Annotated in this window: 16 protein-coding genes and 1 other annotated feature; of the genes, 10 read left to right on the forward strand and 6 right to left on the reverse strand. The window is 30.2% G+C overall.

The window, feature by feature from the left end:
* Positions 1–33: 33 nt before the first annotated feature.
* Complete coding sequence (locus HGI79_RS14345; RefSeq protein ID WP_185651383.1) at positions 34–606, reverse strand: hypothetical protein; 573 nt, start codon at positions 604–606, stop codon at positions 34–36.
* Positions 607–837: 231 nt separating this feature from the next.
* On the opposite strand from HGI79_RS14345, the gene HGI79_RS14350 reads away from it, so the two are divergent.
* From HGI79_RS14350 to ilvA, 3 genes are all read left to right on the forward strand, one after another.
* A complete protein-coding gene (locus tag HGI79_RS14350; RefSeq protein WP_185651384.1) occupies positions 838–1377 on the forward strand; it encodes an AzlC family ABC transporter permease in 540 nt (179 codons plus the stop codon).
* A gap of 267 nt (positions 1378–1644) precedes the next feature.
* Complete coding sequence (gene map, locus HGI79_RS14355; RefSeq protein ID WP_185651385.1) at positions 1645–2391, forward strand: type I methionyl aminopeptidase; 747 nt, start codon at positions 1645–1647, stop codon at positions 2389–2391.
* A gap of 456 nt (positions 2392–2847) precedes the next feature.
* Positions 2848–3125: a binding site (T-box leader), on the forward strand.
* Between the two features lie 206 nt (positions 3126–3331).
* Complete coding sequence (gene ilvA, locus HGI79_RS14360; protein ID WP_185651386.1) at positions 3332–4576, forward strand: threonine ammonia-lyase; 1245 nt, start codon at positions 3332–3334, stop codon at positions 4574–4576.
* Positions 4577–4713: 137 nt separating this feature from the next.
* On the opposite strand, the gene HGI79_RS14365 is transcribed toward ilvA, so the two are convergent.
* Entirely contained in the window at positions 4714–5778 is a 1065-nt protein-coding gene (locus tag HGI79_RS14365) for a lactonase family protein (RefSeq protein ID WP_185651387.1), read from the reverse strand.
* A 314-nt stretch (positions 5779–6092) separates the two neighbouring features.
* On the opposite strand from HGI79_RS14365, the gene HGI79_RS23300 reads away from it, so the two are divergent.
* The 3 genes from HGI79_RS23300 to HGI79_RS14375 all read left to right on the forward strand — a co-directional run bounded on the left by HGI79_RS23300 (position 6093) and on the right by HGI79_RS14375 (position 9997).
* Positions 6093–6218 carry a hypothetical protein gene (locus tag HGI79_RS23300; protein WP_278046716.1) on the forward strand — a complete coding sequence of 42 codons (126 nt, stop codon included), beginning with the start codon at positions 6093–6095 and terminating at the stop codon, positions 6216–6218.
* A 78-nt stretch (positions 6219–6296) separates the two neighbouring features.
* Positions 6297–8024, forward strand: coding sequence for an ABC transporter ATP-binding protein (locus HGI79_RS14370; protein ID WP_185651388.1), 1728 nt, complete (start codon positions 6297–6299; stop codon positions 8022–8024).
* Complete coding sequence (locus HGI79_RS14375) at positions 8021–9997, forward strand: ABC transporter ATP-binding protein (RefSeq protein ID WP_185651389.1); 1977 nt, start codon at positions 8021–8023, stop codon at positions 9995–9997. Before HGI79_RS14370 ends, HGI79_RS14375 begins: the two co-directional genes overlap by 4 nt.
* Before the next feature lie 140 nt (positions 9998–10137).
* Here the strand turns inward: HGI79_RS14375 and HGI79_RS14380 are convergent, their stop codons facing one another.
* Positions 10138–10428 (reverse strand): hypothetical protein, encoded by a 291-nt coding sequence (locus HGI79_RS14380; protein WP_185651390.1) that lies wholly within the window; start codon positions 10426–10428, stop codon positions 10138–10140.
* A 193-nt stretch (positions 10429–10621) separates the two neighbouring features.
* On the reverse strand, positions 10622–11185 hold the full coding sequence (locus HGI79_RS14385; RefSeq protein WP_185651391.1) for a spore coat protein: 564 nt from the start codon (positions 11183–11185) through the stop codon (positions 10622–10624).
* A 373-nt stretch (positions 11186–11558) separates the two neighbouring features.
* Between HGI79_RS14385 and HGI79_RS23505 the strand changes: the two genes are divergently transcribed.
* The 4 genes from HGI79_RS23505 to HGI79_RS14405 all read left to right on the forward strand — a co-directional run bounded on the left by HGI79_RS23505 (position 11559) and on the right by HGI79_RS14405 (position 15016).
* Positions 11559–12107, forward strand: a complete 549-nt coding sequence (locus HGI79_RS23505) for a GerAB/ArcD/ProY family transporter (RefSeq protein ID WP_313885217.1) — start codon at positions 11559–11561, stop codon at positions 12105–12107.
* Positions 12108–12708: 601 nt separating this feature from the next.
* Positions 12709–13941 (forward strand): ammonium transporter, encoded by a 1233-nt coding sequence (locus HGI79_RS14395; protein WP_185651393.1) that lies wholly within the window; start codon positions 12709–12711, stop codon positions 13939–13941.
* 94 nt (positions 13942–14035) lie between these two features.
* The gene (locus HGI79_RS14400) at positions 14036–14398 is read left to right on the forward strand and encodes a P-II family nitrogen regulator (RefSeq protein ID WP_185651394.1); all 363 of its coding nucleotides are present in this window, start codon (positions 14036–14038) and stop codon (positions 14396–14398) included.
* A gap of 309 nt (positions 14399–14707) precedes the next feature.
* The gene (locus tag HGI79_RS14405; RefSeq protein WP_185651395.1) at positions 14708–15016 is read left to right on the forward strand and encodes a 2Fe-2S ferredoxin; all 309 of its coding nucleotides are present in this window, start codon (positions 14708–14710) and stop codon (positions 15014–15016) included.
* Between the two features lie 81 nt (positions 15017–15097).
* Here HGI79_RS14405 and HGI79_RS14410 read toward each other — a convergent pair whose 3' ends face one another.
* Both HGI79_RS14410 and larA read right to left on the reverse strand, forming a co-directional pair.
* On the reverse strand, positions 15098–15739 hold the full coding sequence (locus HGI79_RS14410; RefSeq protein ID WP_185651396.1) for a Fe-only nitrogenase accessory AnfO family protein: 642 nt from the start codon (positions 15737–15739) through the stop codon (positions 15098–15100).
* 297 nt (positions 15740–16036) lie between these two features.
* Positions 16037–17329 (reverse strand): nickel-dependent lactate racemase, encoded by a 1293-nt coding sequence (gene larA / locus HGI79_RS14415; protein WP_185651397.1) that lies wholly within the window; start codon positions 17327–17329, stop codon positions 16037–16039.
* Between the last annotated feature and the right edge of the window lie 543 nt (positions 17330–17872).

The raw sequence follows: 17872 nt of genomic DNA on the forward strand, positions 1-17872 counted from the left end.
TATTTATGAAGCTATAGTATTACTTTTAAAAAATTAAACGTTTCGACCGTGGTGTGACAAAGTAAATAAAATTACTTTTTTTATAGTTTCTAATGCAATATTGTGAGGAACTCCATTAGATATTAAGTGTTTAAGTATAGCAGGTTCTTCTATTTGTATTTTATTCAAGATAATACCTATTTCTATAGAGTCGAGAGTTATTTTATGATCATGTTTTTCAGGAGAAACTTTTTTGGCAACAATAACATTTTCATTATTAGCTATATTAGTGTTTACTTTAGGGGTTTCCTTAACTTTATCTTTGATGTTATCTTTAAAAGTTTCTGGAACATTTACTTTGGGATTTACGTTTACTTTAGGATTTGGATTAATATTAGAATTTAGATTTACTTTAGGGTTTGGATTAATATTTGGATTAACATTAATATTTTCATTGATATTTTCCCAAGGATTTCCTCGGAAATATGAGTTTGCTTCAGGTTGGAAGTTGTTATAGTAGCTTAATGTATTTGCAGTATAATTTATATCAGGATAGTAAGAAGTTCTAGGTGCCATGTACAGATATTGTATAAAGGGACAATAAGGTTGTGAATAATCGTTATACATATTTAATTTGCAAACCTCCAAAAATCTGATTGTGCAATAATAGTATATGGCATAATTTTAAAAATGTGAATAAAAATATAGTAAGTTTATACTAAACCATGTAAAGCTACAAAAGGATCATAGCTTCTATTTTTGAATAGTAGATAAATCATACGATGCAATGGATAGTGCATATTATATGCTATTTAAATAAATTAGTATATAAAGTTTTTTTGTCTTGGGAGGAAATGAATGGTAGAACATATTAACAAAGAAGTGACTAAAATAAATGCAAAGAAAGATTCAATATGTAAACTAGATTACTTTGTTAGAGGAATTAAAGCTGGAATTCCAATTTCTATAGGATATATTCCAATTGCAATTACTTTTGCTTTAATATCAAAATCATCAGGTATTCCAAATCTGATTAGCATATGTATGTCATTATTTATCTATGCAGGTGCAAGTCAATTTATAGGTGTAAATTTAATGGCTATGGGAGCAAGTACATTAGAGATAGTATTGACTACATTTATACTAAACTTTCGACATTTCCTCATGTCATCATCTTTATCACAAAGAATTGCTGAAAATACATCTATAAAGTTATTAAGTGTACTAGCCTATGGAATTACAGATGAGACTTTTGCAGTTGCATCACTAAAAGAGGAAGAAAAGATTAATCCTTGGTTTATTTTAGGATTAAATATTATAGCCTTTGCTTCTTGGAATTTTGGTACATGCATAGGATTACTACTAGGAGATATACTGCCTGAAACTTCCCTGGAATAATATATTCAACTAACAATATTCCTGCGGCAGTAGTAGGTTGTGTAGCGGCTATTATACTTGCTCTTTTTCGCTTAAATATTATAGTTGTAGTATTTGGAAGTATATTAGGAGTTTCTATAGGTAAACTATTATTTTTATAGATATTTTACTTGCGCAGCTCTACTGATTACACTTTAGTGTAAAAATTCAAACAACTTAATTTGTTGGCTTTTAAACTAATAATCTAAGGGATATAATAAGATTAATAGTTTTAAAGGAGGTTTGCTTATGGTAATTGAAAATGAAAATGACCTAGAGGAACTAAAGAAGATTGGAAGAATAGTTGCATTAGCTAGAGAAGAGATGATTAAATATATTAAACCAGGCATAACCACTGCTGAGCTTGATGCTATGGGAGAAAAAATTCTTACACAGTATGGAGCACATTCTGCCCCAAAAAGTGAATATGATTTTCCAGGAACTACGTGTATAAGTATAAATGATGTAGCAGCTCATGGTATACCAGGGAAAAGAGCAATAAAAGAAGGGGATTTAGTGAATATTGATATATCTGCAGAATTAAATGGTTATTTTGCAGATACAGGTATAAGTATACCTGTAGAACCAGTAGCTTCAGTGGGTAAACGTCTTTGTGATTGCTCAAAATCAGCCTTTTTCAAAGGAATTGAGAAAGCTAAAGCTGGAGCTAAAATAAATCAAATTGGAAGAGCTATATACAACGAAGCAAAACGTAATGGATTTACAGTAATTAAAGATTTGACTGGACACGGCATAGGTAAAAAATTGCATGATGACCCGCAGTATATTCCAAACTATTTTAATAAGTCTATTGATGGTTTGTTAGCCAATGGAGTTGTACTTGCCGTAGAGACTTTTATATCAACAAAAGCTGAGCGAGTGTATGAAGAAGATGATGGATGGACTTTAAGAACTACAGATGGTAGTTTAGTTGCCCAATATGAACATACAATTATAGTAACTCAAGGAGAACCAATTATTTTGACTATGTTATAGTTATAGATGACCACGCCCGAAATTTAACTTATACCACCGGATATATTACCATGTTTCGTCACGTTAAATATTTTTAATTAGTCTAAAGCTTAAATTTAAGCAGAGAGCCAAAATCTATGATTTTGTGCGAATCGCTTACTCCTCTGACGAAAGGAAGAGGAGTTTCATAATAATATAAAAGAACTTTGATAAACTCGTACCTCAGACATATCTAAAGTTCTAAGATTTTCTCTCAAATTTTCGCTAAGACTAATAAAAAAATATTTAAATGTGACTTCAACATTGGCAATATATCCCTACGTATAAGTTAAATTTAATTTGTGGGTATCTATAATAAGGGTTATCATAAAATTAATAAGTAAAGTAGAAACATATAAATTAATAATACACTAAAAAAATATTGACAACTCTCAAAAAGTAGAATATACTTAAAAACAAGTTTAGTAATTTATGAAAATAAAAGCTAAGATGGAGAAAAAAATATTCAAGTTGTTAATTACAGAGAGCTAATATTAGGTGTGAATTAGCATTAACAGGAATATATAATGATCACTCCGGAGCTTCCAAGTTGAAAGACTTTTGTTAAGTAAACAAGGACGTTTACCAGCGATATATGGTTATGGTTTACTATGATTATATATAGTATTTTAATAGATGACCTGAGGAAAGAGGTAGTTGCTATATGTAACTACAAATAAGGTGGTACCGCGGAAGTTTAGTCTTTCGTCCTTACAAGCATAAAATTTTATGCTTGTAAGGACGGAAGACTTTTGTTTTTTTAATAAATTAATTTCTAATACATGATTTTTGCAAAATCACTATATGAATCTAAATGGGGAGATTATGAACTTTTTAAGTTGTTAAAATTAAAAAAGTGAAATGAATTATATTAATAGAGTAGTAGAAATATTAAGCAAAGTATAAGAAAGGGGATTAAATTATGAATGAAAATTCAGTGTTAACATTAGAAGATGAAACAAACTCTTTGACTTTAAGTGATGTATTAGAGGCTAGAGAAAGAATAAAAAATATATGTGTGAATACTAAATTAATATATAGCTCAGAGTTTAGCAGAGAAAGTGGTAACGAAATATATATAAAACCAGAAAATCTTCAAATTACTGGGGCGTTTAAGTTAAGAGGAGCATTAAATAAGGTAAGTAAACTTAGTGAGGAACAGAAAAAAAGAGGACTAATAGCATCTTCAGCAGGAAATCATGCTCAAGGTGTTGCATATTCTGCTAGTAAACTTGGAATCAAGGCAACCATCGTTATGCCGGAAACAACACCATTAATAAAAGTACAAGCAACTAAAAGCTATGGAGTTGATGTAGTACTTGCAGGACAAGTATATGATGAAGCATATGAAGAAGCTAAGAGATTAGAAAAAGAACATGGATATACATTTATTCATCCATTTAATGATGTAGATGTTATGGCTGGACAGGGAACTATAGCTCTTGAAATAATGGAGGAGTTAAAAGATGTAGATGCTATATTAGTACCTATCGGCGGTGGTGGATTAATAAGTGGTATAGCTGTAGCAGCTAAATCTACTAATCCTAATGTAAAGATAATAGGTGTTCAAGCTGAAGGTGCTAATGCTATGAAGTTATCTTTTGAAAGTGGTGTGTTAACTCAATCAGATAAAGTTAACACTATTGCGGATGGAGCAGCTGTAAAGCAACCTGGAGATATAACTTTTGAATTTATAAAAGAATATGTAGATGAAATTGTTACAGTGAGTGATTATGAACTTATGGAAGCTGTTTTTATATTGTTAGAAAAACATAAGCTTATAGCAGAAGCAACAGGAGTAATGTCTTTGGCCGCTTTAAAGAGACTAAAGTTTAAAGGTAAAAAAGTAGTATCTCTAATAAGCGGAGGAAACATAGACGTAGTAACTATAGCATCACTTTTAAATAATGGATTAGTATCTAGAGGTAGAATATTCTGTTTCTCTGTTAGATTACAAGATAGTCCAGGACAATTACTTAAAATATCTGAAATACTAGCTAAAAAGGGAGCTAATGTAATAAAATTAGATCATAATCAATTTAAAGCAATTGATAGATTAAAACATGTGGTTCTTGAGGTAACAGTAGAAACTAACGGTCATGAACATATTGACGATATAGTTAATGCTTTAAATGAAGCCGGATATAATGTAGATAAGGTTTATTAGAATAAGGTTATTTAGGAAAATAGTAAAGTGTGGTGAAACAAACCACACTTTTATTTATATAGGGTTCCAGACTTGAAACTTAACATATTCGATCGTGTAAGTTAAGTTGACCTGCAGGAACCCTATATAAAGGAGTTTTACATGTTCAAAAATTTTATACATACGGGGTTTGGTATATTGATATTAGAATTTATTTCAGTTAACTTGCCAGTAATATTGTCTATTGAGAATGAAACTACATTGTTTGAATTTTGGTTTGCTACAATCAGAAACCTTCCAGTAGGGTCAATATTAAAATCACGAGGATGAGAACCTTCTGTGGATGTATGATCAACTAACTTAAGTTTGCCAGAAATATTATCTATGTTAAAAATAACAATACTATCATGGCCTCTATTTGATGCATATAAATAATTCCCATCAGCGGATATTTGAATAGCTCCACCAGAATTTTCTCCTATGTATCCTTCAGGAAGAGTCGAAATATATTGTATTTCTTTAAATTTATAGGTTAACTTATCATATTCCAAGGCAATAATTTCTGAACTGAGTTCACAAATTATATATGCAAATTTGCCATTTGGGTGAAAAGTCATATGTCTTGGTCCACATCCAGGCTTTAAAGATATAGAGCTGTGGTTTGATTTCCATAGAATGCCTTCATTAAAATCGTATACAACCAGTTTATCTATACCTAGATCTACGGCATGAAGATACTTTTCTTCAGAATCTAAAGCGACGTAGTGAACATGGGCTTTTTCTTGATTTTTATTTGGACCAGAACCTTCATGAGTTACTATAGATGAGGGGGAGCTAATACTGCCATCTATATTTACTGGAAATACTTCAATAGTTCCCTTATGGTAATTGGCTGAAAATAAATATTTATTATCGCTATCTATGTTAACGTGACAAGGTGGTTTTCCTTCTGATACCTGATAGTTTATTAGCTTAAGCTTCTCTGTAGAACTATCTATTAATAAGGAAGCTACACCTCCGCGGTTATCTAATTTTACCACGGAATAAAGATGTTTATTATACTTGTCTACACATAAATATGTTGGGTTATCAAGTGTTGCAGCTAACTGTAAATTTTCAATTTTCCCTGATTTTGTATCTAATGTAAACTTATAAATTCCTTCACTTTCTCCATTGGTATATGTGCCAACATAGGTTGTAATTTTTATATTTTCAGCTCTCATAACGTTTTCCTCCTAAAAAATATAATCTTAAATTAATTATATTATAACTTAATTTTAATAAATTGTTTAATTAATTCTTTATATCCTTTTATAATGTTAGTTCCAGAAATTGTGCCTATTCTCTCAGCTACGGCTTCTATGAATTCAGTAACTCCAGAAGTACTGAAAACAAAAGATGGAATTGTTAAATGTATTAAAGAGTTTATAAAGTATAGTGAAGAAAAATTAAATTATTGACAATATAGAATATTTCGCATAGAATTATTTCGTAAACGAAATGTTTCTATGCGAAATATTTTTGGGAAGGTGAAAAAATGGAAGAATTAGATAAGACTATGAAGCTAATAGAACTTTTCCGTGAAATTATAGTTCTTTGGAGACAGAGCATGAGTAAAGTATTTGAAGGATTAGAGGTACTTAAGAAACTACTGAGTGATTAGCTGAATTAATTAAAAAATAAACATATATAATAAAAAATTAAACTATTAGTATATTTAACTTACAGGAGTTGATAATTTATGATTAAGCTATTTAGGTATTTAAAACCCTATACAATGACTATAGTAGCTATTCTATTATTGTTCTTTATTCAATCTATTGCTGAATTATATCTTCCAACGTTGATGTCTGATATTGTTGATACGGGTATAGTTAAAGGTGATATTAATTATATCATGAGAATTGGAGGATTTATGCTGCTTGTAGCAGCTGGAAGTGCTACATGTACTATAGCAGCAAGCATACTATCTTCAAAGGTTGCAACAAAATTCAGTAGAGATATTAGAGGGAAGGTTTTTTCAAAAACAGAAAGCTTTTCACTGCATGAATTTGATAAAATTGGAACAGCATCTATGATTACTAGAACAACAAATGATATTAATCAAGTTCAACAAGTAACAGTTATGATAGGACGTATGATGATATCAGCTCCAATGATGTGCATAGGCGGTATTATTATGGCTGTATCAAAAGACGCAGAGCTTTCTCTTGTGTTAGTAATTGTAATTCCTATTCTTGCAGGTGCTATTTTTGCTGTAGCAAGAAAGGGAATACCATTTTTTAAATTGATGCAGGTAAAACTTGATAGATTAAACCTTGTTTTACGTGAAAATCTTACAGGTATTAGAGTAGTAAGAGCATTTAATCGTATTGAGGAAGAGAAAAGTCGATTCTTAGATGCTAATAATGATCTTACGGATAATGCTATTAAAGTTAATAAAATAATGGCTGCTTTAATGCCTATTATGATGATTGTAATGAATTTGACAACTGTAGCAATTGTTTGGATAGGTGGTATTCGTATTGATAATGGGAATATGCAAGTAGGAGATATGATGGCATTTATACAATATGCCATGCAAATTATGTTTTCTTTAATTATGGTTTCCATTATGTTTGTTATGATACCACGTGCTGAGGCTTCTGCAGTGAGAATAAATGAAGTTCTTGATATGGAAGCAGAAATTAATGATCCTAAGGAATTCAAAGAGGCTAATATGGAAAAAGGATATGTAGAATTTAAAAATGTTACATTTAGCTATCCAAGTGCAGAACAGCCAGCTATAAATAACATTTCCTTTAGTGCAAAACCAGGAGAAGTCACTGCTATTATTGGAGGTACAGGTTCTGGAAAATCTACTCTCATTAGCTTAATACCACGTTTTTATGATGTTGATAAGGGGAGCATTTTAGTTGACGGAGTGGATGTAAGAGAAATGTCTCAAGAAAGGCTTAGACAAAAAATAGGTTTTGTTCCGCAAAAAGCTGTGCTATTTACTGGTACAATTTCTGAAAATATTAAATATGGCAAAGAAGATGCTACAGATGAAGAAATTAAGCACGCAGCTGAAATATCTCAATCTATTGATTTTGTATCTAATATGAAAGAAGGATTTAATTCCATTATCGCCCAAGGAGGAAATAATGTGTCAGGTGGGCAAAAACAGCGTCTTTCTATAGCTCGTGCATTAGTAAGGAAACCGCAAGTGTATATATTTGATGATAGTTTTTCAGCACTGGATTTCAAAACTGATGCAAAACTTAGAAAAGCCCTTAAAAGTGAGACAAAAAATTCTACTATGATTATTGTAGCTCAAAGAGTTAGTACTGTAATGGATGCAGATAGAATTATAGTGTTAGATGAAGGAAGAATTGTAGGAATTGGCAATCACAAAGAGCTTCTAGAAAACTGTGATATATATAGTGAGATTGTATCTTCACAGTTGTCAGAGGAGGAATTAGCATGAGTGAACAAAATAAATCAATAGGAAGAGGCCCTGCAGCTGCTCTTGGAAGACCTGCGGAAAAGGCTAAGAATTTTAAAGGAACTCTAGGAAGGCTTATTAAATATTTATCACCGCGTAAATTTAATCTTATAGCAGTATTTTTTACAGCTATTCTAAGTACAGTATTTAGTATTGTAAGTCCTAAGGTTATGGGTAAGGCCACAACAAAATTATTTGAAGGTATTATGAAGAAACATATCTATTATAAAGAGCTTAGTGCTGCAGCTGAAGCTGTTAAAAAAGGAGGAAATCCAAGTAAGCTGCTTCAATTAAAAGAACAAGGTGTTCCAAGTGTTGACTTTAATTATATAGGCAACATAATACTTTATTTAATTTGTCTTTATGTAATAAGTGCAATTTTTAGTTATGTTCAACAGTATATAATGGCAGGAGTTGCGCAGAAAACTGTTTTTGATATGCGTAACGACGTAAATGATAAACTTGCTAGATTACCACTTAAGTATTTTGATTCACGTACTCATGGTGAAATATTAAGTCGTGTTACTAATGATATAGATACTGTTTCTACAACACTGCAGCAGAGTTTAACGCAGCTTATAACTTCTATAGTAACAATTGTAGGTATTATTGTTATGATGCTTACAATAAGCCCTTGGTTAACCCTTGTTACTATTGTAACTTTACCACTTTCTATACTTGTAACTACAGGTATAGCTAAAAAATCACAAAAGTATTTTGCAGATCAACAAAAGCTTCTTGGTAATTTAAATGGGCATGTTGAAGAAATGTATACTGGTCATAAAATTGTAAAAGCTTTTGGCCATGAGGATACGTCCATAAAAGAGTTTAATGAAATTAACGAAAAGCTCTATAGTGTAGGCTGGAAAGCTCAATTTGCTTCGGGAATAATTATGCCTTTAATGAACTTTATTAATAACATCGGTTATGTACTTGTATGTGTAGTTGGAGGAGTTTTTGTAACTAAAAAGTCTATAGAATTAGGAGATGTCCAGGCCTTTATCCAGTATTCAAGACAATTTGGTCAACCAATTGTTCAGACTGCTAATATAGCTAATATTCTTCAGTCCACTATTGCAGCTGCTGAACGTGTATTTGAAATACTAGATGAAGTTGAAGAAATTTCAGATAAAGATCATGCTAAAATTGTTGATTTTGTAAAAGGTGAAATAAGAGATAGTGATAATATAGTTGTAGTTCCATTAAAAGGTGAAGTTAAATTTGAAAATGTTAGCTTTGGCTACAAAGAAACTGTTACCCTTATGGAGGATATGAATATAGATGTGAAGCAAGGGCAGACCGTTGCTATAGTTGGGCCTACTGGCGCAGGTAAAACAACACTTATAAACCTGCTTATGCGTTTCTATGAAATTAATAAGGGAAGAATAACTATTGATGGTGTTGATATCAGAGATATAAAGCGTAGAGACTTAAGAACTATGTTTGGTATGGTACTCCAAGATACTTGGTTATTTAATGGTACTATAAAAGAAAATATAGCTTATGGTCGTAAAGGTGCCACAGAAGGTGAGGTTTTTAAGGCAGCAAAGGCTGCTCATGCTGATCATTTTATTAGAACTTTACCAGAAGGATATGATACAGTGCTTAACGAAGAAGCTTCTAATATTTCACAAGGTCAAAAGCAACTTTTAACTATTGCACGTGCAATACTTGCTGATCCTACAATATTGATTCTTGATGAAGCTACAAGTAGCGTTGATACAAGAACTGAGGTACAGATACAAAAAGCTATGGATAACCTTATGAAAGGAAGAACGAGTTTTGTAATTGCTCACAGGTTATCTACTATCCGTGAAGCAGACTTAATTCTTGTTATGAATAATGGTAGAATTATTGAACAGGGTAATCATAAACAGCTTCTTGAAAAACAAGGCTTTTATGCAGAACTTTATAATAGTCAATTTACAGGTAGAAACACACAAGAAGTTGGATAAACAGAGTTCTGGGCTTCAAGAGGAGCATTAGAAAAGATAATTATTAGATAAACAAAAAAACTACTAGCAAAATATTTTGCCAGTAGTTTTTTTGTTAAGATTTCACATATACATTTAACTTGAACTAATTTTCAAAATAACTAATCATCTACATCATCAAAGTCATCATTCTCACTTAGTTCGCCGTCATCATCAAATTCAATGTCATCGTCAAGCTCATAGTTCTCATCTAAAACATCATCATTTAGCTCTTCATCGTCACCTAAATCATCATCTCCGTCAATATCATCTGTATCAGTAAAATCATCATCATCAAGTTCATCCACGTCATCAAAATCATCATCTATAGCATATTCACTAGCAGGATAAAGTTTATAACCGTTGTAATTATGAACACAAGGTGCGGCAGCTTTTATGATATTATTATACATAAAATTCTCCTCCAAAACGTAATTAGCTATTCTTATTATATTAAGGATTTTATATATTCGAGTTACTTATGTTAATAAAGTCATTAATATATTATATTCTATAAAAACAATAATGCTACTAGTAGTGAGAAATATTCTAAATAGTAAAAGATCAGTGTATCAACTATAGTTGACATACTAATCTTTATCATAATTAAACTAATGCAGGTTCTTTAACTTCCTTATATATAGATGATAAAACATTTGTTGTACTTTGAGATGCTGGTTCTAGTGGATAATATCCTTTTTTAACCATCCACTGCCAAACATCATAAGCGTGGTTACAGCTCATTGTAAATGCATCCTTTAGAAACTGTCTTAGATTAGGGTTACTTGCCTCCATAGCAGACCAGGCATATTCTCTTCCTGATCTTTTTAGAGTCAAAAGATAGGCAGTAGCTATTTCTCTATCGTCCATTTGCTGTATGCTAGTTCTTGGTGTAATTGATGGAAAATTGTTAACAGGTGATTTAGTATAGTCCTGTAGAACCTCATTTAGATTAGGAACATTCAGTTTTTGTGTTGAGCCACTGGCTTTACTAATAAATTCAACCTTCATGTTATAGTCTTGAATGTGGGCTGGAAAGTGTCCTTGTATCATAGATTTTAATTCTTGGTCTTTTACCGAATTTATAAATAGAGCCATATTTGTTATAGAATTTACACAACTTAGTGTTAACTCATGTAGATCATATATTTCGTGGGAAGCTAATTGCATAGTATTTTACCTCCTAGTTTTATATAATTTAAATTTTTAGTATATTACTACAACAGTTAATTTCCCACTTAGATATGAATTTTATACTATAAACTATAAATTAACTTTGTTCAAACTTAGGGATATGTTACCAGTTCTGAGATTGGAGCCCTATAACTTCTAGAATAGTATTTTAAATCTTAGAAAAAACTATAAAAAAATACTTGGATTATTAGTTTATTTCAATTGTTATTATTATAGGAACTCGCCTTGGAATAGAGGTAATAACACGAATAGCAGAGATTCTATATACATGGGCTATTGGAGGAACTATAATCTTATTTGTTTTTCTTCTTCCAGAGATTAATTTTAAAAATATACAACCAATACTGGAATAGGAAAGTATCTTGGAGGATTTATTGCATTATTATATGTTTTATACTTTGCTTATATTGCTGCTAGAGTATTAAGGGACTTTGGTGAATTAGTTATGGTAACGGCATTAGAAGGAACACCGTTAATTGTAATAAATATAATTATTATGATTGTAATAACATATGCTTGTTATTTGGGAATAGAAGCTATTGTATTTACAATGATATCTCCTAATGTAAATAGTGCAAAGTTAGCTATGAAATATGGTTTTTTTGCAATACTTATATTAATTATAGGAGGATTTACAAAAATTACGGTTTTTACTTATGCATCAATAATTGGTTTTGCTGATATATTTAAAGTGAAAAATCATAGAGTTTTTATAATTCCTGTCTGTGTAGTTATTATTATTAGCTCATTATTAATTGCAAGCAGCTTTACACAACACATTGAAATAGGACTAGAAATACTACCTAAATATGCTTATGTGCCAATTTATGTAATTATACCTATTTTTTTAGGCGTATTAACATACATAAAACATAAGAAAAGAGTTTCAAATAAATAATGGAATTATTAAAATAATAATATAATAACTAGATACTTTAATGCTGAATCAATTAAAACGTTGTAAAATCTTATGGTAAGAGTTAGGTATAAAATTATTTATAGGTGGATTTGGTACAGATATGTTTATTTTACATTAGAAACTATATGTTATAAAACATGGCATGAAAATGTTTAAATAATAGAAAATATTATTATAATGAAAAATATAACAGTATTTTAAAATAAAAAAAACATTTTTTTGATAAAAAAATTATTATTTTAATAAAAAACTATTGAATTTTATTAATAAAGGATTTATAATTTAAAACATGAATTAATAATTTATAAATTGTTGAATTAATAATTAATAATTAATAAATTAATAAATTATTAATTATTAAAGGCACGGTGTCTAAATAATTGCAATTTTAAATTTATTATTTGTGGATGTTTTTTCATAAAATTAATTAAGAAAACATAATAATTAATTAAGAAAACATAATAATTAATTAAGAAAACATAATGATGAAGAATCAAAAGATAAAATATCCAATTATATTATAAATGACTTGGTTATTTATAATATAAAAAAATATATTTATGATTAAGGAGGATCTAAAATGAATAATATCAATGCAGCAGATACAACGTTTATGATTTTTTCAACAGCATTAGTTATGCTGATGACTCCAGGTTTAGCATTATTTTATGGAGGAATGGTTAGAAGAAAAAATGTGTTAAGTACTACAATGCATAGCTATGCAGCTATGGCTATAGTTTCAATCCAATGGATATTAATAGGATATACTTTAAGCTTTGGAACAGATATTGGAGGCTTCATTGGAAATCTTCAATGGGTTGGGTTAAATGGTGTTGGATATGCGCCAAACGCTGATTATGCAGCTACTATTCCACATCAAGTATTTATGCTATTCCAACTTATGTTTGCGCTAATAACTCCAGCTTTAATATCTGGTGCTATTGCGGAAAGAATGAAATTTGGAGCATTTGCAATATTCGTTTTACTTTGGGCAATATTTGTATATGATCCAGTTGCACACTGGGTTTGGGGTGTTGGAGGTTGGATAAGAAACTTAGGTGCACTAGACTTTGCTGGTGGAAATGTTGTGCACATTAGTTCAGGTGTATCAGGTTTAGTCGCAGCAATAGTATTAGGAAAAAGAAAAAGATTAGAAACAATTACTCCTCATCATATACCAATGACATTCTTAGGTGCGGGAATACTATGGTTCGGATGGTTTGGATTTAATGCAGGAAGTGCATTAGGCGTGAGTGATATAGCATTAAACGCTTTTATAACAACTAATACATCAGCAGCAGCAGCAGCTATTGGATGGAGTGCTTGTGAGTTACTTCATAGAAAAAAGGTAACATCATTAGGTGTTGCTAGTGGATTGGTAGCAGGACTAGTAGCAATAACTCCAGGTGCAGGTTTTGTAAGTCCTTTAGCAGCTATATTCATAGGACTAGTAGGAGGAGCTATATGTTTCTTCGGAGTAACAATTATTAAGAAAAAATTCGGATACGACGATGCTTTAGATGCTTTTGGTTGTCATGGAATTGGAGGAATTTGGGGAGGAATAGCTACTGGAATATTTGCTTCAACAACAATAAATCCAGCAGGTGCAGATGGATTATTCTATGGAAGTGCAAAGTTGCTTGGTGCTCAATTAGTAGCTATTGGAGCTACTGTTGTATATGCAGCGTTAGTTACATTTATAATACTAAAGGTTATTGGATTATTCACTAGCTTAAGAGTAAAAGAAGAAGAAGAAGAAACAGGTTTAGACGTTTCATTACATGGAGAAGATGCTTACGGTGGTATAAGTTAGTAAGTTTCTGTATAAATTGTCCTTGGTAAAAGTTGATTTTATATCAAATATGTACTATTATTGTATGCTCAACCAAATGTAAGGGGGTAGTGAAATGAGTGCAAAATTGACTAAAGTTGATATCATTCTGAATCCGGGTAAATTTGAGGATTTGAAAGATGAGTTAAATAAAATTGGAATCACAGGAATGACAGTTTCAAATGTTTTAGGTTGCGGAACACAAAAGGGACATAAGGAATATTATAAAGGTGTATCTATTGATATTAATTTGTTACCTAAAATAAAAGTAGAAATTGTAGTTTGTGATGTTCCTGTTGATGAAGTTATAAAGGCTGCAAAAAAAGTACTGCATACAGGTAAAATAGGTGATGGAAAAATATTTATTTATGATGTAGCTAATGTTATACGTATAAGTAACGGCGATGAAGGTAGAGATGCGTTACAATATACAAAATAATTAAAAATTATTACAGATTGTTCAAAAACCCCATACTTTTAAGAGTATGGGGTTAAATTTTTATATTTGTGTCTTTAAACCTCGTTATTTTATTTTATTTAATTTAGAATTACATATAATATTATTATAACATATTAGTAATTTTATATCTATAATATTGATATAATTTTATATTAATCAAATGAATTTTAATAATATGTCATTAAAGTGTTGAAATTAGTGACGAATTATGATATCTTAATTTAGAGATTAATTTTAAAAATTTGAAATTTATAAGTATTTTCAAAATTATTTTAGGAGGTAATTATTATGGTTAATCCAAAGCATCACATTTTCGTTTGTACTAGCTGTAGACCTAATGGAAAACAGCAAGGATTTTGCCACTCACAAAAAGCTGTAGATATAGTTAACGAATTCATGGAGGAAATTGATAGCAGAGATTTATCAGGAGACGTTATGTTGACCAATACAGGTTGTTTCGGAATATGCAGCCAAGGACCAATAGTGGTTGTTTATCCTGAAGGAGTATGGTACGGTGCAGTAACTTCAGATGATGTAGAAGAAATCATGGACAAACATATCGAAGGTGGAGAAGTTGTTACAAGACTTCAAATATAGAACATAACACATATATAAAAAGCATGGTCGTTACTTAGTATACGCCATGCTTTTTATATTAACTTTAAGTAAAATATAGTTTTAAGCTTTGTCACAAGTCTTATGACAAACTGTTATTTTATATTCGCCAGGGTTAACCTTTGTTATAGTTGATTCCATGTTAAGCTTTTTTAGATCATCTTCTAACCACATTGGTACGTGACCACAAATGATTGTTAACTCATAGAAAGTAGTATTGTTTAGGAAAGGTCTTAATGCTTGTTTGGTACTAACCCCTGGATTGTTAATTTCAAGATCTTTGAGATTTATGTAGTAACAACCTTCATTATTTGTTGGTATTGGACCTATATTAGTTTCATTTTCTTTAGCTGCTGAAAGCTTGGATAACTGATATTCTTCTATGCTTTCTAGTGCATCATCTAAAAAGTCTTCAGGAGCACCTTCAACTTCAAGTATAGTAAACCCTGCCATATCCAGCACGGTATAAGGAGTACCATTTAGTTCTTTTGCTACTATTATTTTGTATTCACCTAATGTTTTTATTAGATTAAGTATGCTTTCTCTAATTGATTTTACTGATGTTAAATTTTTAAGAGTAAATTGAAATTCATTTACTACTTCCCATTGAGTTTCTTTTTTTGAATATACTTTAATAATACTTGAATCGTACATTGTTTCAGTTTGTCCATTATCATTTAAAACAACTGCTAGTTCTTTAGTCATATTAAATATCCTCCCTTAAAAGCTTTTACTACAAATTATGTGAATTTTGCAGTATTATAATTTTCGTAAATAATTTGCATTATTATTGATAGTTTATCACATTTATAGTGGTTTAAAAATATATTTTTAAAAATTTTTAAATATTTTTAAAAATTTTTATTGTTTAATGAATATAGTAACATTAGATAAGTTTATAATTACAAGAAACAGGTATTAGATTTGATGTAAAGAGAGGTTAATGCATTCTATGAATTAAGCCCTATCAAGTAGATAAAGAAAAACTTGATAGGGCTATTTTTATATGTGTTTAAGTTTTGGGAATGTATTTGCTCCATGAGGCATTATATAAGTTTTTAAGTTATGACCTTTAATTTTATAAGCAAGCTCAAGAGCCTCAGTTACAGTTTTAACTACATGTATATTTGCCATGGATAAGGCTTCAGCAGGTAAACTAGATACTAAAATAAAATTATATTTTTCTGCAACTTCTGTAGTATAGTAGCCTATGTATTTAGCTATGGAGTAATTTTCTCTTAAGGCTTTTTCTCTTTCGTATAAGGAGTTATAGTTTTGAACTATTTCTCTTATGGATTCATTTCCAAAACCGTCAATACATTCACTTAGAATTATCATTACACCATTTTCTTCAATGCACTCTTTAGCATTAATTACTGTTTTTATAGTTTGATAAAAATTTATATCCTTTGGATATCCACCAGCAGTAGCTATAACCATATCAGCTTTTTCACTAATATACACGCAATCCATTTCGTTTACTATTTTACAACCAGCTTCATGAGCTTCATAATAGTTGCCGGAAACAGCATAAGCTATATTACCATCAGAACCCATTATTACATTGAATAGAAAAGATGGTTTTGCAAGATCAGCAGCTTGACGCATATCTTCATATATAGGGTTGTCTATTATTTTACCACTTCTAACCTCAGGATTAGAGCCACTACCAAGCTCAGGATTTAGACACATAGCATGATTTTTCATTATAGTGTCATAAGATGAGATTCCAGGTAAAATTGATTTTTTACCCCCACCATAACCAGCTAATAAGTGGAATACTATAGCGCCAGTAAGAATTATATGGTCACATTGAGCTGCAAGCTTATTTATCTTTACAGGTGTACCATGAGAAGTAGTTCCTAAATATATTTGGTTAGCTTCGTCTAATGCATCATGATCGTAGAGAGTAAATCTACTATATAGATTTTCGCCTAAAAGTATTTTACGTTCCTCTTCAGTATGACTTCTGTGAGAACCTGTAGCACTTAAAAATATTATATCATCATCACTGATACCAGCTTTATTCAATTCATCAACTATATATGGAAGATATAAAGACATTTTTTGCCAAGCCCTAGTTATATCTGAGATAACTAGACATATTTTATCTCCAGGTTTTACTATATGGCGAAGCTTTTCACTTCCTATAGGATTTTCAAGAGCATCTAGTATAGTTTCCTCTTCACTTTTTTTATCAGTTTTTTCTTTACTTTCAATAACACCTAAAAAGTTTTGATCAGGTATTGAGAAGGTTACCTTTTCTTTACCATATTTCATATCATATTTACTCATTTATAAATCAACCTCTCTTATAAAGATATTTATACATTCTATAAAATTAATAGAAATATATAATGTTGGTTCTTATTGTTACAAATAATAGATGAATATCAATATATTATGTCTGTATTTATATGCAAAAAAGAAGACTCCTTTCATGAGTCCTACTAATATGAAAGTACATAATATTATGTTTGGTTAGCTAGGGTAAATTATATTTTTTTATTATATTTTTAAGACACTTTTTATGAAGATCATATAATTAAAGTAAAAAATACTTTAATTATATGATAACTTATTTAACTATTCTTTAATAATATAATGTTTATTTATAATTTGTCAATTACATTATTTTCTATAAATTAGCAGAAAAAATAAAATAAAAATAATGACGGTTAATCAAGTGTTTGGTAAATCTAAAGATGGGTAATGGTCTTTTTTATTATATATAACAGCAAATTTGCCTATAAACTGTGAGGTAACTTGTAGCCTCATTAGATTGAAAAATAGTATTATAGCCAAAAATATGTTAATACTAATATTGACAAATGCATA

Source organism: Clostridium sp. DJ247, from assembly GCF_014231265.1.

Excerpts from the sequence above, each read along its gene's own strand:
- HGI79_RS14345 (WP_185651383.1), bottom strand. The coding sequence starts at position 606 with ATGTATAACGATTATTCACAACCTTATTGTCCCTTTATACAATATCTG.
- HGI79_RS14350 (WP_185651384.1), top strand. The coding sequence starts at position 838 with ATGGTAGAACATATTAACAAAGAAGTGACTAAAATAAATGCAAAGAAA.
- map (WP_185651385.1), top strand. The coding sequence starts at position 1,645 with ATGGTAATTGAAAATGAAAATGACCTAGAGGAACTAAAGAAGATTGGA.
- ilvA (WP_185651386.1), top strand. The coding sequence starts at position 3,332 with ATGAATGAAAATTCAGTGTTAACATTAGAAGATGAAACAAACTCTTTG.
- HGI79_RS14365 (WP_185651387.1), bottom strand. The coding sequence starts at position 5,778 with ATGAGAGCTGAAAATATAAAAATTACAACCTATGTTGGCACATATACC.
- HGI79_RS23300 (WP_278046716.1), top strand. The coding sequence starts at position 6,093 with ATGGAAGAATTAGATAAGACTATGAAGCTAATAGAACTTTTCCGTGAA.
- HGI79_RS14370 (WP_185651388.1), top strand. The coding sequence starts at position 6,297 with ATGATTAAGCTATTTAGGTATTTAAAACCCTATACAATGACTATAGTA.
- HGI79_RS14375 (WP_185651389.1), top strand. The coding sequence starts at position 8,021 with ATGAGTGAACAAAATAAATCAATAGGAAGAGGCCCTGCAGCTGCTCTT.
- HGI79_RS14380 (WP_185651390.1), bottom strand. The coding sequence starts at position 10,428 with ATGTATAATAATATCATAAAAGCTGCCGCACCTTGTGTTCATAATTAC.
- HGI79_RS14385 (WP_185651391.1), bottom strand. The coding sequence starts at position 11,185 with ATGCAATTAGCTTCCCACGAAATATATGATCTACATGAGTTAACACTA.
- HGI79_RS14395 (WP_185651393.1), top strand. The coding sequence starts at position 12,709 with ATGAATAATATCAATGCAGCAGATACAACGTTTATGATTTTTTCAACA.
- HGI79_RS14400 (WP_185651394.1), top strand. The coding sequence starts at position 14,036 with ATGAGTGCAAAATTGACTAAAGTTGATATCATTCTGAATCCGGGTAAA.
- HGI79_RS14405 (WP_185651395.1), top strand. The coding sequence starts at position 14,708 with ATGGTTAATCCAAAGCATCACATTTTCGTTTGTACTAGCTGTAGACCT.
- HGI79_RS14410 (WP_185651396.1), bottom strand. The coding sequence starts at position 15,739 with ATGACTAAAGAACTAGCAGTTGTTTTAAATGATAATGGACAAACTGAA.
- larA (WP_185651397.1), bottom strand. The coding sequence starts at position 17,329 with ATGAGTAAATATGATATGAAATATGGTAAAGAAAAGGTAACCTTCTCA.